The organism is Candidatus Palibaumannia cicadellinicola (assembly GCF_002855795.1).
Lineage (GTDB): Bacteria > Pseudomonadota > Gammaproteobacteria > Enterobacterales > Enterobacteriaceae > Baumannia > Baumannia cicadellinicola_C.
Map to the genome: position 1 here is coordinate 1 of NZ_NJPO01000045.1, position 1,651 is coordinate 1,651.

At 38.7% G+C, this 1,651-nt stretch carries 1 protein-coding gene and 1 tRNA gene; both read right to left on the reverse strand.

All coding sequences use genetic code 11. From position 1 onward, the window contains the following. Positions 1-97 precede the first annotated feature (97 nt). Positions 98-1,207, reverse strand: coding sequence for a tRNA 2-thiouridine(34) synthase MnmA (gene mnmA / locus CEX73_RS00805; protein WP_101626725.1), 1,110 nt, complete (start codon positions 1,205-1,207; stop codon positions 98-100). Positions 1,208-1,452: 245 nt separating this feature from the next. Then, a tRNA-Asn gene (locus CEX73_RS00810) sits at positions 1,453-1,528 on the reverse strand. Positions 1,529-1,651 lie beyond the last annotated feature (123 nt).

Genomic DNA, 1,651 nt, shown 5'->3' on the forward strand with positions numbered 1-1,651 from the left:
GTAGCCGCGCACTTTGGCATACGCCAGCTAATGCTAGCGTTATGTCGACATAGTTTTTAGTCAAAATTACTCCTGTACTACATCTATTTAATCATCCTCAACAGAACTGCGGTTTTCTTGTTTCGATAATGCCTCCACCTAGGCAACGTTCTGCCAAATAAAATACTGCTGACTGGCCTGGTGTCACTGCTGCTACTGGATAGTCAAAACTAACTTGTAATCTATTATCAACTAGGGGTTCAACTAGACAACCGATATCTGGCTGACGATAGCGAGTTTTAACTGTACACCGTAGCGGTGTTGTCAAAGGTACGCGATCTACCCAGTGTAGCTGAGAGGCGATAAGCCCAGTAGACATTAGCCGTGGATGTTTATTGCCTTGGGCAACAATAAGCAGGTTGTTCTCAATATCTTTATCTACTACGTACCAAGGATCTTGACTACCTTGGCGAGTACCGCCGATACCCAGGCTTTTACGTTGGCCTATAGTGTAATATATTAAGCCTTGATGACAGCCTATTTCATTACCCTCAACAGTAAGGATTGCCCCTGGTTGAGCGTAAAGATAATTACTGAGAAAATCGCGTAACTTACGTTTGCCAATGAAACAGATACCAGTAGAGTCTTTTTTAGCTGCAGTTGCTAGTCCTAATTTTTTTGCTATGTAGCGTACTTGAAGTTTCTTAAGTTTTCCTACTGGAAATAAGCACTGGGCAATTTGTTTGTCTCCTAGGGTATAAAGAAAATAACTTTGATCTTTATTTTCATCTTTACCTCGTAATAACTGCTTTTTTCCATTTTGTTCGGTGCTACTAACATAGTGTCCCGTTGCGATGTAATCGGCGCCTAGATATTGCCTAGCAAACTCTAGGAACACTTTAAACTTGATCTCTTGATTACACAAAATATCTGGATTAGGAGTGCGTCCAATACGATATTCTCTTAGAAAACATTCAAATACATTATCCCAGTATTCAGCAGCAAAGTTAACAGTATGCAGCATAATACCTAACTGATCGCAAACTGTCTGAGCGTCAGTGAGATCGCTAGCTACAGTACAATATTTATCGTTGTCATCTTCTTCCCAATTTTTCATAAAGAGTCCTTCTACCTGATAACCTTGTTGCTGCAATAACAAGGCAGATACGGAAGAGTCGACACCGCCTGACATGCCTACAATAACTGTTTTCTTACTATAATCTGACATAAGTACCTCACAACAGACTATAAATTTTATCACGATCATACTCTGTGACGCCAGCATTGTCGTGCTGTGGTAGTGTGTGCGGCATTTATGGATATATGGATAGAAAACTTCAGCGGAGTATTAGCTCAAGCATCTTGAAGCTAATAATTTACGATTATTTCATATCTTAATCTTACTGAACTTAAGATAAATAATGTTATATGATGCGATCAATGAAGAGATTGAGTTAAAATGAAATCAATATTTGGCTCCTCTGACTGGACTCGAACCAGTGACATACGGATTAACAGTCCGCCGTTCTACCAATTGAACTACAGAGGAATTACTTTAAATATTATTTATAATAGCGCTTAATTAGAATAATGTCAATAAAACATAACAAATAAGTCAAACAAGATAATCACTCAAAACCAGAGGAACTTATCTCTCCGACTATAGTTTGTT